Raw genomic sequence first — 18,749 nt, 5'->3', positions numbered from 1 at the left:
AGCGCTAACCTAGGAGACCTTAGACAATACTTTTTCAATGTCAGCCTGATATTTCAATAAGACATTGAGAGTTGAGATCACCATTGGCTGTTCAAGTTCAGTCGCCCCTAGTGTCATCAAAGTGATAGCCCAATCTAGCGACTCAGAGATAGATGGATGTTTCTTCAAATCCAATGTTCGAAGCATCGCCAAGAAATCAGCTATCGAATTAGCCAACGCACTTGAAAGCCCAGGAACGCGCATAGTCAAAATAGCCTTTTCGCGATCACGGTCAGGATAGCCAATGTGCAAAAACAGACATCGTCTCTTTAGGGCTTCAGAGAGTTCGCGAGTATTATTCGACGTCAGAATTACAAGCGGATGACGAGTGGCGCTAATCGTACCATATTCAGGTATGGTGACCTGAAAATCTGAAAGTAATTCCAAGAATAGGGCTTCGGTCTCAACCTCGACCCGATCGATCTCGTCGATCAGCAAGACGGCGGGGGCCGATGTAACTATTGCCTTCAGCAATGGGCGATAGAGCAGGAACTCACTTGAAAAGATGTCGGACTTTACTTCATCCCACTCCGCCGAAGCACCCGAGGCTTGTGCTGACTGAATCCTAAGCAACTGCTTTGAATAATTCCACTCGTAGATGGCTTTAGCATCGTCCAAACCTTCATAACATTGGAGGCGAATCAGTTCGGCACCCAACGAGCTCGAGAGAGCTTTTGCCAACTCGGTTTTACCGGTTCCCGCTGGTCCTTCAACTAATATTGGCTTGCGAAGAACTATTGATAGAAATACAGTAGTTGAAATCGTCCTGTTGGAGAGGTACTTAGCCCCCAATAGGGCCTCATCTACCATTTCGATAGTCTTAAATTCCTGTCCGGTTGATATATAATCCTGATTCAATTGCATCTTTCTAAATATTATGTAATCAGGATCTAACCTGACCACTGCCTTCTATCACATACTTCTCAGTTGTGAGTTCAACTAAGCCCATTGGCCCTCTAGCATGAAGCTTTTGAGTACTAATTCCGATCTCAGCACCTAGTCCCAACTGATTACCGTCTACGAATCGTGTCGATGCATTTACCAAAACTGCAGCAGCGTCAACTCTTTCGCAAAAATAATTTGCATTGGCGTAACTCTCAGTGATAATCGCTTCTGAGTGACCGGTTCCAAAGCGCCTGATATGGTCGATCGCATCGGGCATATCATCAACTATCTTCACCGCTAGGACCAAATCCAGAAACTCATTCGCATAATCGTCATCCGTCGCCAAAAGTGCCCGCGGAACGATAGCCGTCGTATTGAGATCACCTCGCAATTGAACCGATGAGAGCCTCTCATCCAATGCGCTTAGAAGTTGGCGAGCAATCTTTGTATGTATCAAAACAGTCTCTACCGCATTGCATACACCGGGCCTTTGTACCTTGGAGTTCTCGATGATCTCGATCGCCATCTCAATGTTCGCGCTCTCATCGACATAGATGTGACAGTTTCCATCGCCATCAATTACATATGGCACTGTGGCATTTTCTTTTATAGCCTCGACCAAAGATCTACCACCTCGCGGGATCAAAAGATCAATCTTGCCATTCAACCTCATGAACTCACCAGCTGAGGCACGATCGGTGAAAGGAATCAAAGTTATAACATCTGGGCTCAATCCAACTTCACCAATTGCACCCCGCAACAGTGTTGCTATCACCCGATTGGAATTTATTGCAGCAGACGATCCTCGCAAAAGAGCGACATTCCCGGACTTAAGACAAAGTGCGCCCGCATCGGAAGTAACGTTGGGTCGGTTTTCGTATATAATCCCGACAACCCCCAATGGCACACGAACCTTTCGAACATTAAGTCCATTAGCCAATCGATAGCCGCTCGTTACTTGCCCTATTGGATCTGGCAATTTAATGATCTCTTTTATCTGTTGGGCCATTGCCAATACTCGATTGTGATCCAGCCTCAATCTATCGATAGCAGTCGAGGCGAGACCGAGCTCACTAGCCATTTTGAGATCGATCTCATTAGCAGCCAATATCTCATCACTATGGGCCAAAATTTCTTGTGCCATCATGGCTAGAGCAGCATTCTTGGTGCTTGTGGAAGCCGTAGCGACTACCTGGGTTGCACTCTTTGCGCCTTGGGCGAGCTCCTCTAAGGATAGATCTCTTTCTTCACTTGGTTCCATACCATTAAAGACTAACCTAAGCGGCCCGGTTCAAGTGGTCCAAATTAATATGGGCGAACTTAGGAAATCTCCAACATAGAGATCCAATTTCCAGCCACGTACTGCTCAAAAACAATTTAAACCAAAAATGAGCCATGGAACGGCGACAACATGGGAACTTAGGTCACTCAAGAACGATAAGGTCGTCCCTATGGATCAAGACCGATGAGAACTCAGAGCCGAGTTGACTCTTATCAGCATCCATAAGCCTCAAGAGATCGACGCCAGAGATCCGGGCCAGGCCCTTAGCGACCACCTCTCCAGAGAGTGCTCGCACCTCTATTGCTGATCCTACTTCAAAAGAATCGCCGACGTTTCTGACTCCCACATACAAGAGAGAAGAGCCACCTTGAGTAATCGCTCTACGTGCACCTTCATCTATCGTTACAAAACCATCAATTGGAAGCGCAAAAGCAATCCATAATTTACGAGCCGCCAATCGGCGCCTGCTCTTGGCCACCCAAGTACCTATTCCAGCAACTCGTTCAATAGCGTCATCTAGTGAGCTTGCATTTGAAGCCGAGGTGATCAAAGTCTCAACTCCCGACCAGGCCGCAATTCTAGCAGCCATCACTTTGGTCATCATGCCACCACTGCCGCGAGTCGTCCCTCTACCACCAGCCATGGCAGCCAACTCTCTTGAGACCTCTTCAACCTGTTCAATCAAGGTGGCGTCTTCAAAAATCCGTGGATCGCCAGAAAACAGACCATCTTGGTCGGTCAAAAGAACTAAAGTGTCGGCACCAACCAAACCTGCAACTAATGCCGCAATTCGATCGTTGTCCCCCAAGCGAATTTCGTCATCGGCGATCGCATCATTCTCATTTACAATCGGGATAACTCCCATCTCAAGCATTCTCGAAAGAGTAGCTTTAGCCGATAGGTATTGTCGCCGTTCCATAAAGTCTGAACCAGAGAGCAAGATCTGCCCCGCAAGCAAGCCCTCGAGGCTAAAGCGCTTGGCGTAATAGTCAAAAAGACGCCCTTGACCTACGCCAGATGCCACTTGGAGGAGATCCATCTCCGTCGGCCTATCGCCAGTCAAGCCAAGCATCCCTAAGCCAATAGCGATAGCCCCTGAAGTAACCACGACTACCTTGTGGCCCGACTTGGAAACCTTGACTATTTGCGAGCAGAGCGAATTCAATGTCGCTTCATTTATCTCAAATTCGTCCGTCGTAACAGATGACGAGCCAATCTTGACAACCAAATTCACCTTGGATCAAACCTCTACACTTTTACCAATCAAGTACCAATCAAGTAAGTCATAAATAGTGCGATCGGATTTCAAAAGCAGATCTAAAATCTTTCGCGATCGCATTTTGCAAAGTAGCAATAGTTACTCATAGCCATATTGGCGAAGGTTCTCGAGCCATTTAGTCGCGATAATATATAAATTCAAACTCCCCGATAGCCACTTCATCGCCATCGGTAGCTCCAGCTCGCACCAAAGATCGATATACCCCGAGATGATATAGTCGCGTATGGATATATTCTCTAGCATCAGGCGTAGTCACATCAGATAGAGCTACCGCTCGCTCTGCTGCACGCCCTGACACTCTGAATCGATTGGGCGCCTCACGATCGACACTATAGCCTTCGGTTGAGAGATTTATAACAATTTCATCGCTTGTAGCATCCATTGGCGTGACCTCTTTGGCGTTGGACACCTTCTCGGCTAAGACCTTTGTTAGCTCTGAAATCCCCATCCTTGTGACCGCGGAGATAACGAAATCCGCATCTACGCCGAAATAGTCACCTGGGTTCGCAATTATCTCTGGATCAAGGGTATCTGCCTTAGAGATGACTACTTCACAGGGTCGCTCTAAGAGATCTGGCATATATGCGCCAAGCTCTTGTTGGAGGATCTCGTATTGATCCAACACAGCCTTACCTTGGGATTCAAGACCATCTAACAAATAAACAAGAACGCGGGCCCGTTCGATATGTCGGAGAAATTCATGGCCAAGTCCACGCCCTTCTGAGGCACCTTCGATTAAACCTGGAATATCAGCGACAACATATTCAGAAAAATTAGAGCTGTCGCCCAAACGCACGACGCCCAAATTGGGCTTTAAAGTAGTGAATGGATAGTCAGCTATCTTTGGTTGGGCGCGACTCATAACCGAGATCAAAGTTGACTTACCCGCATTCGGAAAACCAACCAGCGCGACATCGGCACGAAGCTTCAATTCGAGGTTGAACCAAAACTCCTCGCCCTTCTCGCCTTGTTCTGCGAAGGTAGGAGCACGACGCTTATTGGCTAGAAATCGTGCATTTCCTCGCCCGCCTTGACCCCCCTTTGCTGCCACATAACGCATCCCGGGAAGAGAGAGATCACAAAGAGCTAAGCCTTCGAGGTCATGAACTACCGTACCGGTAGGAACCCGAACAACCAGCTCCTTGCCACGATGGCCATGGCGAGCTTTGCCCATTCCGTGAACGCCGCTCTCAGCCTTTCGAAAGGGTTGGTCGACGAACGTCAAGAGCGACACCATGTCGTCAGTGGCAAGCAAAACAACATTTCCTCCGTCACCACCGTCGCCTCCATCAGGGCCGCCCTTATCGACGTGAGCTTCACGGCGGAAAGATATTGATCCCGCACCACCGTCACCAGCCTTGACGTGCAGCTGGGCCTTGTCGACGAAACCTGACATACTATTCCTTTCAAAATGAATGAACCTCGGGTCTAACCGAGGTTCATTCATCAATTAGCGTCGGTCGCCATGGACCAAAATACCTCTAGTGGGTTTAGACGATGTCTACTAGACGTCGTCCCTTACGCTCGCCAAATTTGACTACGCCGTTAGCCATAGCAAATAGAGTGTCGTCCTTACCAAGGCCAACATTGATTCCAGGATGGAACCGAGTACCCCGTTGTCGAACCAAAATCGACCCTGCAGTGACGGTCATACCATCGAATACCTTCGCACCAAGGCGCTGGGCGTTAGAGTCTCTACCGTTTCTAGTAGATCCACCACCTTTAGTCTTTGACATTTCAACTCCTATCTATTATTAAGGTCAAAAAACGACCTAAAACCTTTCATTTGAGACCTTTTGGCCCAAAGAAATAGTTACTTTGCGATCTCGAGAACTTTGACCATTACATACTTTTGACGATGACCAAAGCGCCTGCGGTTGTTGGACTTATTCTTATATTTAAAGCCAACCACCTTGGGTCCTTTAGCGAAGCCTACAATTTCACCCCGTACCACAGAGTTAGCTGCGGCGGCACCGCTTACAACATTTTCTTCATCAACGACAAGGATTGGATTGAACTCAACGGAGTCTCCAATAAGACCATCTAGTAGCTCAAGTCGCACGGACTCGCCTACCGAAACTTTTTCCTGCTTGCCACCGGACTTAATAACTGCATACATAGGTTGAACAGTCTAGTGACTATCTAGAGAACTTCGACATCTAGAAATACCATCCCACGCCCCTTGCACGTAGGGCAGGCGTCTGAGAGCGCTTCGACTAATCCTTCAGAGACTCTCTGGCGAGTCATCTCTACTAAACCAAGCGAGGAGATGTCATATACTTGAGTCTTCGTCTTATCGCGCGAAAGCGAACCTTTGAGAGCTCTAAGAACGTCCTCTTTGTTGACCTCAACAGTCATGTCGATGAAATCAATAATTATGATTCCGCCAATATCGCGCAGTCGCAATTGTCGGGCTATCTCATCTGCAGCTTCAACATTCGTTTGGTGTATTGTCTCCTCCAGAGAGACCGTTCCTACGTGCTTACCTGTATTGACATCAACCACAGTCAAGGCTTCTGCGCGATCGATTATAAGATAACCACCTGACGGCAACCAAACCTTCCTGTCCATCGCCTTATGGAGTTGTTCGTGAACATGATGGACTTCAAAGAGCGGAAGTCCTGCTTCGGCTGGATCATAATACTCTACGCGATCAGCTAACTCAGGTGAGATGCTCCCCACATAGGAGTGAACCTCGTCATAGATATCTGCATCATCTATGATCACGCCTCTATAGTTTCTATTGAACTCCTCGCGAATTACTCGAACCGCAACGTTCGGCTCTGAATATAAAAGAGTTGGTGCATGTGCGACTTTAGCCTTGGCTTCAATAGCCTTCCACATCTCAACAAGTTGAGAGATGTCACGCCCAAGCTCATCAGCACTAGCGCCTTCTGCTGCAGTACGGACAATTACTCCAAAACCTTCCGGTTTCAGTTCGCCCAAAATACGCCGAAGTCGACGACGCTCGTCGTCAGGTAATCGCTTTGAGATACCGTAACTCTCCGAGTTTGGCACAAGAACGACAAATCGCCCAGGAAGCGACACCTCCTGGGTAAGACGAGCTCCTTTGGTCCCAATAGGGTTCTTGGTGACTTGGCAAAGAACTACTTGTCGCGGACGTAGAAGATGCTCAATTCTTACCTCGCGGGACGGAGCCTCAACTAAATCGTCACGGTCATAACGAACATCGCCCCGATATAGCACCGCATTTTTGGTTGTACCGATGTCAACAAATGCAGCCTCCATGCCCGCTAAGACATTTGTGACACGGCCCAGATAGATATTTCCATCTATCGCATTGGGATCCTGACCGACCTTAGAGACATAGTGTTCAATTAAGGTTCGTCCCTCGAGTACTGCGATCTGGACAAAATCATCGGCCTTGTGAACGCACATTAGGTACCGCCCTAGCGGCCGTCCATTTCTCGAGCGACCAATTCGTTGGTTGGCCCGGCGACTTCCACGAGTATCGGTCTTTGTCTCATTTGCCAGCTGAGAATCAACGCTATATCGCACTGGTTCATCTACGACGCCATATTGCCTTGACTTGGGGCCGCGCTTTCTACGCACAGGGTTTTGTGGCGCAGACGGCGATAGCTCCGTGCTTTCAGGGGTGGCTCTTGCGAAACGAGGAAGATGGGTTCGATGCTCTCGATCCTGATTTGGAAGATTCGAAGAGGGAGGAGCCTCATTTGATGCCTTTGGCGGAAGGACGCGCTTTGGTCGCCTGTCATTTGGCCTTTCGGTCTTAGGACTTACATTGCCTGGAACCTCGAGCGAGTCGCTCTGTGGCGGCTGGCCAGTCTGCCCTGTCGCATTCCTAGGACCCTGTGGACGTCGATTTCGGCTTCGCCTTGGTTGTGGGTTGGACGCCGAAGTCGCCTGCCCTTCTAATCTTGGCCTTTGACCATTCGAATTATTTGAACGAGATGGAGCGTTAGTAGCATCTTGGCTCGTTCGCTGATGCTCAACCGTTATCGGCGGTGGGATCAGGGGAGATTTTGAACTCTCCTCTGGATTATTACCTGTTGACATCTAAAACCTGCACTTCCTAAGTGTGATCTAGCGCCAAGGAACGGAAATCGAGTTAAACCTAATGTCGAAAATTCAGTGCTCGAAGGCCTCACGGTCCTCGATCGGTCAAACCTTTTACCTCCGTCGCAAAGACGCTCGGAAAAATTCAGGGTTCTCCCACGGGAATCAGATACTGACATTGTGCCGATAGAATACGAGAACCTTATAGCTATTAATGCCATAGGAATATACCGCACACCAATCAATTTCCAAAATTCGGGAAAATCCATTACATACAGTCTAGCCCACTCTTGAGTATCCCATTGAATGCGTAGTCGGTTACTTGATGCAACAAAGAATAAGTAAGCCTCAATCGAGCCGCCCAAAGTTCATTTGAAAGCTCCAGACTCTAGAAGATCTACAGATTGGAAGATCTCAAAAAACAAAAACGAACTAGCCCTTTTTCGTTGTGGTGGTTGTAGCTGGGGCAGTAGCAGAGCCACCAGTTTTTGACGCTCCACCCACGCCAGTAGTCGATGTTGTAGCTGTTGGGGTTGTCTTGATGCCATATCTAGCGTAGGTAGTAGCGCCGGCTGGAATATGAGGCTGGCCAAATGTGACGGGGGGAATGGTGTGAGTTCGAAGATAGTTAAAGATCGTACGAACAACAGGTGCCGCTCCACTTGTACCAAAACCACCGTGATCAACCACTACTGTAACAACATACTGTGGTTTGGGAAGTGGTCCGTAGGCCACGAACCACGCATTTGGCTCCAATCCTGTAACAGAAGCCGTTCCAGTCTTACCTGCCAATGGATAACTAGAAAGTGGAAAGCCAGAAAAGGTGCCATAAGCTGTTCCAAGGGGGTTCGAAATAACTCCAGCAAAGCCGGCTGACATCGCAGCTCTGTCCACAGCCGATAGGGGTACCTTGGCGGCAACCTTCGGAGCGAAGGTCTTGACCACCTTCCCATTCTGATTTACGATTCCGGCTACCATCTGTGGAACATACCTAGTACCGCCATTGGCAAAGGTTGCATAAGCATTCGCCATTTGAATTGGCGTAATCACGGTCTCACCCTGACCAAAGGCCATTTCCAATTGATCTGCTGTATACCAGGAGCTATAGGGATAAGCCTTCGGATACTTTTTATGCAATAGAGCCCTAAGAGCGGGTGAATCCACGAGGCCACTTGCCTCTCCTGGAAGATCAACCCCAGTTGGCGAGCCCCACCCATACTTAGCGGCCATATTCTGAATTGGAGAGGTGCCGTAAGTCTGCGTATTTGCATAAAACATGTAGCCAAGATTGTAAAAAAAGATATCGTCAGAGGCGGTGAGAGCTGTTGTTACATTGATCGATCCAAGGTGTTCAAAGCCAGAGTTGTGAAAGCTACACAGGCCGCTTCCAACTTTACAATTGGGGATATTGAAGATTCCCGTATCGTTATAGTAATAATATGGAGAGATCAAGCCAGAAGAGAGCGCCGCAGAGGCGGTAGCTAACTTAAAGGTCGACCCTGGCGTATATTCACCAGCAATAGCCCTATTGAAAGTCGGATCACCGTATTGGGGTAAGGTAATTTTGTTGTACGCCGCCTGAGATATGTTACCGACCCACACTGAAGGATTATAGGTCGGATACGATGCCATAGCAACGATAGCCCCAGTATTGACATTTTCAACGACAGCAGCACCGGAAAGATTCGTGAAGTATTGATGACGATATGGATCGTAGGTATGGCTCAACTTGGCAATCTGGCTTGAGAGCGCACTCTCTACTGCTTTTTGAAGGTTCAAGTCCATATTCAAAACCACGTTGTCACCCGGCTTTGGTGGAGTATTGGCAAGAGTTCCAACCACTTTGCCAGCAAAATTAACTTGCAAAGTCTTCTTGCCGGGAACTCCTCGAAGGTACTTCTCATAGCTTGCTTCAATTCCGGCCTGGCCAATCTGATCCCCGGCCTGATATCCGGCAGCCGCATATTGTGCCAATTGGCTGGCGGAGATCTGTCGCACATACCCCAAAACCTGAGATGCAGTGGTTCCCTCTGGATAGACCCGCTGTGTGCCAAGTGAGCTTGAAACCCCTGGAAATAGAGAAGGATGCTCCTTGATATAAATTATCTGTGCCTTCGTAACGTTATAAGCAACCGAAACCGGAGCATAAGGACTCTGTTGGGGACTGTTGTAAGCTGCTTGAATATTTGCCAAGGGAACACCTAGCTCAGTAGCTATATTCTTTAGAACCCATGGGGACTTGGTAACTATCGTTTGATCCACCGTCAAGGACTCGACGACCTGATTCCCAACGAGTAAATTCTGATTTCTATCCACGATTAGGCCACGAGGCGGCGATGTCACCACAGACCTAACCTGATTTTGAGTGGCAAGCGACCTATACGTCGACACTTGCAAAACTTGCAAGGTGTACAAACGAGCGATTAAAGCAACAAACAGAGCAAATACGGCGAAACCAACTGCTCGTATTCGCCTACGATCTGAGAGTGACCCCCGACCTGGCTCCTCTGAATCAAAAAAACTCATTCGACCCTTTTCTCAAAAGTCATAAACTTCGCGAACTACGTCGACTCGGTGGTCGATCTCCTGATCCCAAATTAATCAACCAGCGAAATAGCGGAACCCCTATCAAAGAGAAGATTCCACAGACCGCTGCAACAACAATCAGCGCCACCGAAAACTTAGCACTGAGCGTAGTTTTTAAACCTAAAATTCGGACTACAACCTCCAAGAAGGCCACTCCAACTGCCCCACCAACCAAAGAGATAAGAACCTCAGCTATGAGCGAATCCGGCATTGAAGTAACTTCTACGAGGCCTACACAGTATCCGATGGTCGCATATACCAGACTAGATACACCAAAGGGAATTGACGCAAACGAGTCCGCTATCAGGCCAAACACAAAGCCAGCAATAGCACCAGCCTCGCGGCCCTCGATCAATCCAATGACTATCGCGCCAGCCAATAAAAGATCCGGGTGAACCCCCTGAATCGTCAAAGTACCCAACTGGGAACGTTGAAGCCCTGCAATCAACAGAATTATAAATGGCAGCTTGAAATAATAAGAGCTACGGTTCATGGCAGCTTTACACCTGGCAGCCAGTGAAGCACTGAAACGTAATTCAAATTAGAAAGCGATGCTAAAGGTGTCAGCTCCACGTGCTCTTGCAGTCCGCCCGGAGGAGTAAAAGCCTTGTAGACCGACCCAACCGGAATTCCTGCCGGGAAGATCTCGCCGGACAATCCGCTGGTATACATAAATGTTCCGACAGGCAGGACTGTACCTGGATCCACAAGTTGAACGCTCAACTTCTGACCGCCCCCCTGCCCTACTACAAGTCCCAATTGAGAAGCGCTGCCAAAACGCACTCCAACGGAGAAGTTTGGATCGTTTAGCAAAAGTACAGTAGAAGAACTAGGAGACACTTGAATAATTCGCCCAACCAAACCCAGATTCGAGACAACTGGATTGCCAATGGCAACTCCATCAGAGGTTCCCTTATCGATCTCAACGCTCATCTGAAGATTCGTAGGAGTTACCGAGATAACCTGAGCCGGAGTACTAGGTATATTGCCAACATATGGTATCTTCAACTGCTTGGAGAGCTGAGCAAGAGACCTAGCCGCTCCAGCATCTACAACTCTTTGATTGCGAATCAACGCTATCTCATTTACCAACTTCTGATTGGTAGCCTTGAGAGACGAGTAGTCAAAAGCACCAATTATCGTATTGTAGATAGGTGTCACTAATGCAGTGGCACCTTGTCTTATCGGCGTAACTATGTCGCGAACGTATCCTCTCGCTCCAGTTATAAATGGCGGTGTCTTCTTATAGCTCACTGATATCAGTGAAATCGAAACCAAAATTAATATAACGAGAGTGATACGAGGGCGTCTAAATATTTGAGTAGCCACCTTGGCTTGCTGGCTCCCTATCGACTACTAGCTGAAATCAGCACTTGCTTGAGTGCCTCAAACTCCTCTAGACACTGACCAGATCCCAAAGCTACACATTGAAGCGGATTATTTGCCACAACGATAGGCATACCCGTCTCGGCGTGGATCCTCTTATCAAGACCTGTAAGCAGTGCGCCGCCGCCAGTTAGAACAATTCCTTGCTCCATAATATCTGCGGCAAGTTCTGGTGGCGTGTTATCAAGGGTGAACTTTACTGCATCAACAATCGCAGCTATAGGCTCTTCTATCGCCTTACGTATCTCCTGCGTGGAGACCAATATCGTCTTTGGAAGGCCCGTTACGAGATCGCGGCCCCTAATCTCTGCTTGAAACTCTTCTTCTAGAACAGTCGCCGATCCAAGGGCCATCTTCATCTCTTCAGCGGTCCGCTCACCAAGAGCTAAGCTATGCTCCTTCTTGATATAGGCAATTATTGCCTCATCTAGTTCGTCGCCGCCTATTCGAATCGACTTTGAGGTAACGATACCGCCAAGGGAGATTACTGCGACCTCGGTTGTACCACCACCAATATCGACCACCATATTGCCAGTCGGCTCATGGATTGGCAAGCCGGCACCGATAGCTGCCGCCATTGGTTCTTCGATGATATATGCGGGTTTACGAGCGCCTGCATATTCGGCAGCTTCTTGAACTGCCCGTTGTTCCACCCCTGTAATACCTGACGGAACACAAATGACCATACGAGGCTTACCAAAGCGCTTTGATTGAACCTTGTGAATAAAGTACCGAAGCATCTTCTCACAGATCTCAAAGTCAGCGATAACGCCGTCTTTTAGAGGGCGAATCGCTTGGATATTACTTGGGGTACGCCCAATCATCCTCTTAGCTTCGACGCCGACCGCTAGCGGCCGACCATCTTTGGTGTTAATTGCAACGACTGAGGGTTCGTTCAGAACGATCCCCTTACCACGAACGTAAACGAGCGTGTTAGCGGTACCTAGGTCAACCGCCATGTCCCTGCCAAATGAAATTCCGAATGCCATGGAATCCTCCGTGGTGCTATGTAAATAAAAAGAGAGGGTCTATCCGACTAGGGCCTCAAATGCCCTAAATGGTGTTCGCTGATAATATATGCGATATAACAAACAGTCTAATGAGCATTTGCACAAATCAAAACATCAACTACTGGTCCTAGCGAACTGGGAAGAAATTAGCCAGCTCACGGCGGGCTGAATCTGCCGAATCGGAGCCGTGCACGAGATTAGCTGAGATCGAAGTCGCCAAATCCCCCCGGATAGTGCCAGGTGCAGCTTCGGCCGGATTGGTCTTTCCCATCAACTTACGAACGATCTCCCAAGTCCCATCAGGTCCAGAAATCTCGGTTACAAAGACTGGCGACGAGGTTATAAATGAGATCAGCTCTCCGAAGAATGGCTTGCCTTCATGTTCCGCGTAATGTGCCTTTGCGGTAGCTTCATCTACCACACGCAATTCCGCTCGTACAATCTTCAATCCTGTAGCTTCGATACGGCGAATGATCTCACCAATTAGCCCTCGTTCCACTGCATCTGGCTTACACATAAAAAAGGTTGAATTCATAGCCCACAAGTTTACAAGTCCGAAGCCCATAACTACCTGAATCACAAAGATGCAATTCCTTGGAGCATCAAGATATAAGAAATTCTCGCGCACTAGCCGCGGTTCTAAAGGATCCACATACGACCACGGCACCAACGTCCCCGACTAAATTCATAGCAATCGATACGGCGCTCGGTACATTCTCCGATAGAACCACCTCTAATCCGACCTTAGTAGCAATCTCAGAAAGGTCCTGGATAGAAACCGAGCGCACATCAAAAGTACTACTCACCACTACCGTGCCGCAGAAACGCCTTATCTCGCGTAGATAACCCTCGGTATCTTTACCCTCCAACATGGCCACAACCGCCACAATCGGCTCCACACCCTCAAATTCGATGCAGATAGAGTCGCCGAGAGCCCTGGCCGCCTCCAGATTATGCGAGCCATCCACTATCACAAGAGGAGATCGGTATACAACCTCAATCCGCGCGGCCATCACCACCGACTCCAGAACCATACGCACAAGATCTTGCGAGATAGATCTGGCCTCTAACTCTTCCACCGCACTAATTGCCAAGGCTGCATTGAAGATTTGATGGCGTCCATGAAGAGATAGAAAAAGATCGTCCAAGAGCGAACGTCGCGTGACCAGATCGAACTGCCAACCTCCCAGGGCCGGTCGGAGATTTGAAACCAGAATATCCCGACCAACTATAGCCAATCCGGCATTCTGAGTCTCGAAGACAATCTCCATCAAGTCGGCATCCAAACTCGCGACCACACCAACTGAGCCTGCTTTGATAATGCCAACTTTATTACGGGTCACATCGGCCAGAGTTGGCCCAAGAAGCTCCAAATGGTCGTGACCAACAGACGTTATAACAGAAACGTCGCCATCGATAACATTGGTGGAATCCCAAGTGCCACCAATGCCCACCTCAACCACTGCCACCTCTACACCTTCAGCGTAAAAAGTTGACAGTCCAAGAGCTGTCACTATCTCAAACCATGAAAGCTCAAGGCCAAGTTGCTCAATTACGCCCTTGACTACCAACAATTCAGAGATCAAAAGGTTGTCATCGATAGCGATATTATCGATTCGAATTCTTTCATTCAAGATGTGAACGTGGGGAGAGGTAAAGAGACCAACACGCCGACCCATAGCGCAAAGAAGTTCGGAAGCAATATGAGAAACGGTACCCTTACCATTTGTTCCTGTTACATGGATGATCTCAAAACTATCCTTGTTAACCCCAAGTGCTTGAAGAACCGCTCGAACGCCTTCCAGCGAAGGTGGGCGTTCAAATTGCCGCGACCTCTCGAAATTTGCATGCGAATCAAGCCACGCCAAGGCATCGTGCTTAGACCACAAGTGCGCACCGCCTTTGAAAGAAATTAACCAATTCGCTAAGAGGCTCGCCTAGAACGCGGAGGCCTCTCGGTCGATTTCTCCTTTGGAATAAGAGTTGGAGCCGCCTTTGAAGAGACCACCTTTGCGTCAATTACACAACGTTGAATGTCATTCCTCGATGGCAATTCATACATTACATCCAGAAGTACTTCCTCCAAGATCGCTCGCAATCCGCGAGCTCCTGTCCCTCTCAGAAGGGCTAGGTCCGCAATCGCCTCAAGACCATCAGTTGTCACCTCGAGTTCCACACCGTCCATCTCAAAGGTGCGACGGTACTGCTTGACTAACGCATTACGAGGTTCAACAAGAATCTCAACTAGCGAATCACGCTTCAGATTCGAAACTGCCCCAACTACTGGCAGCCGTCCAACGAACTCTGGAATAAGACCGTACTTCAAAAGATCTTCTGGTAGTGCGGAATGAAAAAGCTCGGTAGCTTCAAATCGATCGTTAGAAAGATCAGCGCGAAAACCTATGGTCTTTTTACCAATTCGCGACTCAATAATCCGTTCCAATCCAGAAAAAGCACCTCCACAAATAAAAAGAATATTTGTGGTGTCAATCTGTATAAATTCCTGATGAGGATGCTTTCGACCACCTTGTGGCGGAACCGAGGCGACGGTACCCTCTAAAATCTTTAGCAGCGCTTGTTGGACGCCCTCACCAGAGACGTCTCGGGTTATTGAAGGATTCTCAGCTTTTCTAGCGACCTTGTCGATCTCATCTATATAAATAATGCCGGTCTGCGCTCGCTTTACGTCGTAGTCAGCAGCTTGGATCAATTTCAAAAGGATGTTCTCAACATCCTCTCCAACGTAACCTGCTTCTGTTAGAGCTGTCGCGTCAGCGATGGCAAAAGGCACATTCAACATGCGAGCCAAAGTCTGCGCAAGTAGCGTCTTGCCACAACCGGTTGGACCTAACAGCAAGATGTTCGACTTTGAAAGCTCGACCTCTTTATCGAGGGTTGAACTCTGCTGAACTCTCTTGTAATGGTTATAAACCGCAACAGAGAGGATCTTCTTGGCGCGTTCCTGACCAACGACGAACTGATCAAGAAAAGATGAAATCTCTTGGGGCGTAGGCAACTTATCGACTTGAAGATCGGTCTTTACACCCTCATCTTCCGAGATAATATCAACGCAAAGCCGAATACACTCATCACAAATGTAAACACTCGGGCCAGCAATCAGCTTGCGTACCTGCTTCTGAGACATTCCGCAAAAGCTGCACTTTACGACCTCTTGGCCGTCACTGTACTTGACCACTCCCACTTCCTCCAACCTAGGGAATCTATCCTAGCCCCAACTGGCCACCGTGGCTAACCAAGGGAGATCCAAGGATAGCCACATCCATAATTAGTTGACGATGGACCTTGTCTCAATAGCGAGCCTCGAAGCCAAGACCTCGTCAATAATTCCGTATTCCAGGGCCCCAGGTCCATCCAAGATGAAATCTCGATCGGTATCATGCGAAATCCGCTCAACATCTTGTCCTGTATCCGAAGCCAACATCTCGTTGAGAATATCTCGCATACGCAATATCTCTTTGGCCTGAAGCTCAATATCAGTTGCCTGTCCACCAACGCCTCCGTAAGGCTGATGAAGCAGAACCCTAGCATGGGGAAGAGCGTAACGCTTGCCTTTCGCTCCGGCAGCTAATAAAACAGCCGCGGCAGAAGCAGCCTGTCCAAAACAAAAAGTTGATACATCCGGCCTGATAAATCTGATCGTATCATAGATGGCGAAGAGACCAGTGATGTCGCCACCTGGAGAGTTGATATATAGATTTATATCTCTCTCTTGATCCTCATACTCAAGGAAGAGCAACTGTGCACAGATTAAATTTGCAACTGCGTCGTCAATTGGGGTACCTAAGATAATGATTCGCTCACGCAAGAGCCGAGAATAAAGGTCGTAGGACCTCTCGCCGCGACTGGACGACTCAACTACGGTCGGTACCAAATAGTTATATGCTTTCACTTAGCCTCCTACAACTTGGCGATTCGTCTACAGCATCTAACGCTCAAAGCGCTCGATCTATTCGCTATCTTCCGTTACTAACTCTAAATCAACCGATTCTTCTACCTCGACATCTGCCGTCTCGGATCCTTCCAAAGCCTCGGCCTCCTTTGTGGAGACCTCTATCGAAGATGGAGCAACTTCACCAGTTACGTCCCATCGGCTCAACTCGTTTCCATTCGCGTCCACAAACTTCGAATTTTCAAACAACCAGTCGAGGGCCTTTCGCTTTGCAATTTCCACTCTCAAACCAACCAATTGACCGGCCTCACTCAAACGAACACGAACATCCTCAATGTCCACGCCATTCGACAGAGCAATCTTGCCCAGCTCTAGATCGATCTCCTCAGGCGTTGCGTTCAAGCCCTCAGCCTTCGCCAGAGCCCTAAACACCAAGTCAAATCGACTTTCTACAATAGCTTCAGCTGCGATTTGAGTAGATAATTCATCGGCAGTTAAGTTTGCAAGCTCAAGATATTTGGCCAAAGATAGACCACTATTTTCAATCCGGTGTCCGAAGTTGTGAGACATATTCTCAAACTCCATCCTTACCAAAGAGGAAGGAAGTTGCGCCAATCCAGCGATCTCAGCCAGTTTGTTCGTTACGACATGACGCCAAGTATTTCTAAGCATCGACTTGTGATAGTTATCGAGATTCCTCTTGATATCCTCTTGTAGCTCCAAAAGTGTCTCAAATTCAGAGGCTTCAGAGGCAAACGCATCGTCTAACTCGGGCTTTACTAGAGCCTGATGCTCCTTGATGACACCCTTGACGATTGTCGATGCTTTCTCGAAATCGTTCTCTACTGGCTCCAATTCGGGCTCTTGAGCAACGGACTCCTCCGAAATATCTTCTGCTTCTAGATCGTCGAAGTCTAGATCGTCTAGTTGATCCTCGTCAGTTACATCCGTCAATACAAATTCGAAACTTTCGCCAACGGCCTTACCTAGAAGGGCATCAGACAAGCCTTCAAAAGGCTCTGGCGCGCCAATCCTATAGACATAGTCACTGATATCCGTCGGTGCTTCGCTATCATCAGAGGTGACGCTTAGATCTACGGTAACAACTGATCCCTGGGATATTGCACCGTCTGAATCCTCTAATGATCCCAGTGCCTCCCGAAGTCGATCTATCTGTTCGTTGACTTCATCCTCTGAGGCCTCGCCTGCTGGCACCTCGAAAGTTAGATCTCCATAACCTTCGAGATCTAGAGTTGGGCGAACCTCTACGATAACATCGAGCTTCAGAGGACCAGCCTCTTCGCCTTCTAGAACGGTTACCGCTGGCGCCGATATCGGCTCAACCTCGTTCTCAATTATCGCTTGTTCGGCCCAACGATTGCTATTCTCATTGATCGCTTCCATACGAGCAAAACCAGCACCAAGCCTAGACTCAAGGACCTTTCTTGGGGCTTTACCAGGGCGAAATCCTGGCATACGAATTTGGGACGAGACCTTACGAAAGGCCACTTCTACCGCTGGGAGCAACTCCTCTTCGGAGATCTCAACGAGAAGCTTAATTTGATTATTTTCGAGTAGCTCGCTTGAAGAATGCATATGATATCCAAACTAGCGCGAATATAGCAATCTAAGGACATTTATAGGCAAGGCGTTTATAGGTTATGGAAATGAGAGCCCTAAAAACCTACTTTTGTAACGAATCTTGATCAAAAAATAACAAAGCTAACGAGAAATCCCTCAAAGTAATAAGTGAACCTGTTCACCAATGGTCAAAACATCTTCTCCAAACTGGTCTTATCTTTGATCCCAATTAGATTTTCAACCCAAATTGAAGATGCGCATCACATTCTCTAACTAGAAATTCCAGGATCTGCCAACCATGATGACTTCGACCAAAAGCTATTGGATAGCCCTTTCGATCACCATTTAATCGAACTCAAGTTCTGCCGCTCAAATTATCATTTAGGCGGAATAAAAATCGCTCATATACAAGAAATGTTGAGATAGGAGCCAAGACGCTCAGAGCACTGAAGAGCCAAGCGGCCGTTCACCCTTCGAAAAGTTTCGCACCGCCAAGGTCCATAAACGTCCGTTTTGTGAGCCACTCCAGCACAACCCTAAAACAGCTTCATTAGCTGTTCAGTTGAATACGGCAGAACTCACTATCCTAGGAGGCCATCGCGCAATTCATAAATCGACTCTTTCAGGTGGTATTTTTTTGACTCCGAATGCAGTTACTATGCCTGATTCGGCATTAAGTGCGGAGCTTAAAATCCAAAACGGGTAAAAATCAACTTATGCAATTGTCTCCGTGCCGACAAACAACGCCCTCGA

General features: G+C 48.1%; 16 protein-coding genes. All 16 read right to left on the bottom strand.

The annotated features are described in order from the left end of the window. Window positions 1-9 precede the first annotated feature (9 nt). Window positions 10-849, bottom strand: a complete 840-nt coding sequence (locus ACIDITHRIX25_RS000000101380) for an AAA family ATPase (protein ID WP_349632178.1) — start codon at window positions 847-849, stop codon at window positions 10-12. A gap of 73 nt (window positions 850-922) precedes the next feature. Further along, the gene (locus ACIDITHRIX25_RS000000101375; protein WP_201732023.1) at window positions 923-2,185 is read right to left on the bottom strand and encodes a glutamate-5-semialdehyde dehydrogenase; all 1,263 of its coding nucleotides are present in this window, start codon (window positions 2,183-2,185) and stop codon (window positions 923-925) included. A gap of 163 nt (window positions 2,186-2,348) precedes the next feature. After that, window positions 2,349-3,440, bottom strand: a complete 1,092-nt coding sequence (gene proB / locus ACIDITHRIX25_RS000000101370; protein ID WP_052604091.1) for a glutamate 5-kinase — start codon at window positions 3,438-3,440, stop codon at window positions 2,349-2,351. Window positions 3,441-3,600: 160 nt separating this feature from the next. Then, complete coding sequence (obgE, locus tag ACIDITHRIX25_RS000000101365) at window positions 3,601-4,881, bottom strand: GTPase ObgE (protein WP_052604092.1); 1,281 nt, start codon at window positions 4,879-4,881, stop codon at window positions 3,601-3,603. A 94-nt stretch (window positions 4,882-4,975) separates the two neighbouring features. Continuing rightward, a complete protein-coding gene (rpmA, locus tag ACIDITHRIX25_RS000000101360; RefSeq protein ID WP_052604093.1) occupies window positions 4,976-5,221 on the bottom strand; it encodes a 50S ribosomal protein L27 in 246 nt (81 codons plus the stop codon). Between the two features lie 77 nt (window positions 5,222-5,298). Next, on the bottom strand, window positions 5,299-5,604 hold the full coding sequence (gene rplU / locus ACIDITHRIX25_RS000000101355) for a 50S ribosomal protein L21 (RefSeq protein ID WP_052604094.1): 306 nt from the start codon (window positions 5,602-5,604) through the stop codon (window positions 5,299-5,301). 23 nt (window positions 5,605-5,627) lie between these two features. Then, window positions 5,628-7,523 (bottom strand): Rne/Rng family ribonuclease, encoded by a 1,896-nt coding sequence (locus tag ACIDITHRIX25_RS000000101350; RefSeq protein ID WP_052604095.1) that lies wholly within the window; start codon window positions 7,521-7,523, stop codon window positions 5,628-5,630. Window positions 7,524-7,955: 432 nt separating this feature from the next. Beyond that, entirely contained in the window at window positions 7,956-10,049 is a 2,094-nt protein-coding gene (gene mrdA, locus ACIDITHRIX25_RS000000101345; protein WP_201732022.1) for a penicillin-binding protein 2, read from the bottom strand. Window positions 10,050-10,068: 19 nt separating this feature from the next. Next, window positions 10,069-10,602, bottom strand: a complete 534-nt coding sequence (gene mreD, locus ACIDITHRIX25_RS000000101340; protein WP_052604097.1) for a rod shape-determining protein MreD — start codon at window positions 10,600-10,602, stop codon at window positions 10,069-10,071. Then, window positions 10,599-11,438: a rod shape-determining protein MreC gene (mreC, locus tag ACIDITHRIX25_RS000000101335; protein WP_201732021.1), complete on the bottom strand. Its 840-nt coding sequence runs from the start codon at window positions 11,436-11,438 to the stop codon at window positions 10,599-10,601. The genes mreD and mreC overlap by 4 nt, the downstream gene beginning before the upstream one ends. Before the next feature lie 17 nt (window positions 11,439-11,455). Beyond that, window positions 11,456-12,484, bottom strand: a complete 1,029-nt coding sequence (locus ACIDITHRIX25_RS000000101330; RefSeq protein WP_052604099.1) for a rod shape-determining protein — start codon at window positions 12,482-12,484, stop codon at window positions 11,456-11,458. A 148-nt stretch (window positions 12,485-12,632) separates the two neighbouring features. Beyond that, on the bottom strand, window positions 12,633-13,040 hold the full coding sequence (gene ndk, locus ACIDITHRIX25_RS000000101325; protein WP_052604113.1) for a nucleoside-diphosphate kinase: 408 nt from the start codon (window positions 13,038-13,040) through the stop codon (window positions 12,633-12,635). A 67-nt stretch (window positions 13,041-13,107) separates the two neighbouring features. Continuing rightward, the gene (locus tag ACIDITHRIX25_RS000000101320) at window positions 13,108-14,394 is read right to left on the bottom strand and encodes a bifunctional folylpolyglutamate synthase/dihydrofolate synthase (protein ID WP_201732020.1); all 1,287 of its coding nucleotides are present in this window, start codon (window positions 14,392-14,394) and stop codon (window positions 13,108-13,110) included. Window positions 14,395-14,429: 35 nt separating this feature from the next. Then, window positions 14,430-15,701: an ATP-dependent Clp protease ATP-binding subunit ClpX gene (clpX, locus tag ACIDITHRIX25_RS000000101315; RefSeq protein WP_052604114.1), complete on the bottom strand. Its 1,272-nt coding sequence runs from the start codon at window positions 15,699-15,701 to the stop codon at window positions 14,430-14,432. Window positions 15,702-15,791: 90 nt separating this feature from the next. Continuing rightward, complete coding sequence (locus tag ACIDITHRIX25_RS000000101310; protein ID WP_052604101.1) at window positions 15,792-16,415, bottom strand: ATP-dependent Clp protease proteolytic subunit; 624 nt, start codon at window positions 16,413-16,415, stop codon at window positions 15,792-15,794. A gap of 57 nt (window positions 16,416-16,472) precedes the next feature. Then, entirely contained in the window at window positions 16,473-18,011 is a 1,539-nt protein-coding gene (gene tig, locus ACIDITHRIX25_RS000000101305; protein WP_201732019.1) for a trigger factor, read from the bottom strand. Window positions 18,012-18,749: the final 738 nt, after the last annotated feature.

The organism is Acidithrix sp. C25, assembly GCF_904848545.2.
Note: the sequence above shows the minus strand (reverse complement) of the source record. Positions and strands in the feature narration are given on the sequence as shown.